Genomic DNA, 2194 nt, shown 5'->3' on the forward strand with positions numbered 1-2194 from the left:
GTTCCGAAACGCCGCGCGCGGCCGGTATTCCCGGCGACGATCTCGGCGGCGTGCATGACGCGATGCCCTATCTGGTGCAGCAGAACAGGCGGGTCGGCGGCGAACCGATCCAGTCGGTGGCGTGGCCCTCGCATCCCATCATCGCCGGCGGCCAGCATGTCGTCGTCGTCGGCGGCGGCGATACCGCGTCCGACTGCGTCGGCACGGCCTTCCGCCAGGGCGCGGTGCGCGTCACACAGCTCGACATCCGCCCACAGCCGCCGGAGAAGGAAGACAAGCTTTCGGTCTGGCCCTACTGGGCGACGAAGATGCGCACCTCGTCCTCGCAGGCCGAAGGCGCCGAGCGCGAATTCCAGGTGGCGACGCTCGAATTCATCGGCGAGGAAGGCCAGCTGACCGGCGTCAAGTGCTGCGAGGTCGACGACAAGCGCAAGCCGATCGCCGGTACCGAATTCGTCATTCGTGCCGATCTCGCTTTCATCGCCATCGGCTTTGCCGGGCCGGCCGCGGCCGGTGTGGCGAGGGAATTGGAGGGTGAGATGAAGATCGCCACCGACAGCCGCCGCTCGCGCAATGTCGAGGCCAATGACCGCGACTACAAGACCAGCGTCGACAGGCTCTATGCGGCCGGCGACGTGCGTCGTGGCCAGTCGCTGGTCGTCTGGGCGATCCGCGAGGGCCGCCAGGCTGCGCGCGCGATCGACGAGGCGTTGATGGGGTCGAGCGTTCTCCCGCGCTGAGCCCGGCCTCAGAGCCGCGCTGCGAGACTAACGATTGATCGCGGTCGTGGTGTCGGTCGCGGCTGCGGCCTTCGGCGGCCAGGAGAAGTCGTCAGCGCGGCCGGGCGATGCAATCGGTGCCTTGCCCTCGACCACAAGCTTTTCACCGGGCAGGTCCGGATTGGCCTTAGCCGGCGGTGCCGCGCCAAGCAGCTCCGAGCCGCCGTCGAGTGCCGGATCGCTGAGCAGCATCGGCGCGGTGCGGTCGATGACGATGGGGGGCGCGGCCGGCGCCGGCGTCTCGACAGGGGCGCCCGCCGGAGCGGACGGTGTAATCATGCTTCCCGGCGCGGTCAGGCCGAGGATCTTCAGCAGCGGTTTTTCGGTGTAGAAGGCGAGCTTGCGCTTGCCCGCCTTCGAGATATTGATGCCGTCATCGGCGCGCAGCCGCACCGGCTGGCCGTTGATGTCGGGGCCGCTGGTGACGAAGGCGCCGTTCTCGTCGACAAAGCCGTCCCAGATATCGACGAATTCGCCGCCATGGCTTTCTGCGGCCTGATGGTAGATGTCGTTGAAGGCAAGCATATCCGAGGTCATCTTCGGCACCCGGAACGCCGGCATGCCGACCCAAAGGAAGGGGACCTTGGCCGCGGCGATGGCTTTGCCCAGCGCGTCGGTCCTGCGTTCATATTCCTTGGTCCAGTTCTCGGAACGTGGCTGTTCGCGCACGTCGCCCACCTTCATCGACTGGCGGTCGTTGGAGCCCAGCATGACGATCACGGCGGCGGGTTTTTCGGTCTCGATCAGCGATTTGATCTGTTCGGGCCAGTTGTAGAAATCATCGCGCACGAAGCCGGACGAGCCATTGCTGCGAACGACGATCCTGACGCCGGCATTCTCTGCGAAAGCGCTGTCGAGGCCTTCGGCGAGGCCGGCCGCCATGAAGTCGCCGACCACCAGGACGGTGCGCGCGTCCGGCGCCTTGTCGACCACCGGGATTTCCGGTTCCGCGGGCGGGCGCGGGGCGCGGGGTTTTTTCGCCTTGGGCCTGGGCCTCGGCTTCTGGATATCCAAGGGCGGCTCAATGCGCTCGCTGCGGCGCGGAAACAAAAGGTCGCGCAACGACCAGCCGCGGTTTTGCTGCTCCTGCGCCATGGCCGGCGCATGAAAGGCGCCAGCCACGCCGACGGCAAGCATGACCACGGCCAGGACGAGCACCGGCATGCGACGAACAAGCCCTGCGATGCGCGCAGCCGAAGCCAATCGTTTCCTCCGTCCCTTGGCGCAGTCCTGCCGAAAAACCGCATCGGTTTCTCGGCAAATGCCGCCCAACCAGATTGCTACAGTGTCCTTTGCGCGCCTGGAAGGCCGCGCGGCACCGCAGGCGGCTCTATTTCTGCCGGAGCCACTTCAGCACTTCCATGCTCGGATAGCCGTCCTGGGTCAAGCCGGCCTTGGCCTGGAAGGCCATGATG

General features: G+C 66.7%; 3 protein-coding genes. 2 read left to right on the forward strand and 1 reads right to left on the reverse strand.

Going from position 1 to position 2194, the window contains the following annotated elements; translation table 11 throughout:
• Positions 1-740, forward strand: a 740-nt coding sequence (locus tag EN884_RS33905; protein WP_164895349.1) for an FAD-dependent oxidoreductase, incomplete at its 5' end; no start/stop codon positions are given.
• A 27-nt stretch (positions 741-767) separates the two neighbouring features.
• Here EN884_RS33905 and EN884_RS33910 read toward each other — a convergent pair.
• Entirely contained in the window at positions 768-1982 is a 1215-nt protein-coding gene (locus EN884_RS33910) for a DUF459 domain-containing protein (protein WP_063168949.1), read from the reverse strand.
• On the opposite strand from EN884_RS33910, the gene EN884_RS39155 reads away from it, so the two are divergent.
• Positions 1963-2194 (forward strand): hypothetical protein (locus EN884_RS39155; RefSeq protein ID WP_206617721.1); only part of this gene is annotated, 232 nt, incomplete at its 3' end. The genes EN884_RS33910 and EN884_RS39155 overlap by 20 nt on opposite strands.

The sequence above is a fragment of the Mesorhizobium sp. M7A.F.Ca.AU.001.01.1.1 genome (genome assembly GCF_004022735.1).
GTDB lineage: Bacteria > Pseudomonadota > Alphaproteobacteria > Rhizobiales > Rhizobiaceae > Mesorhizobium > Mesorhizobium ciceri.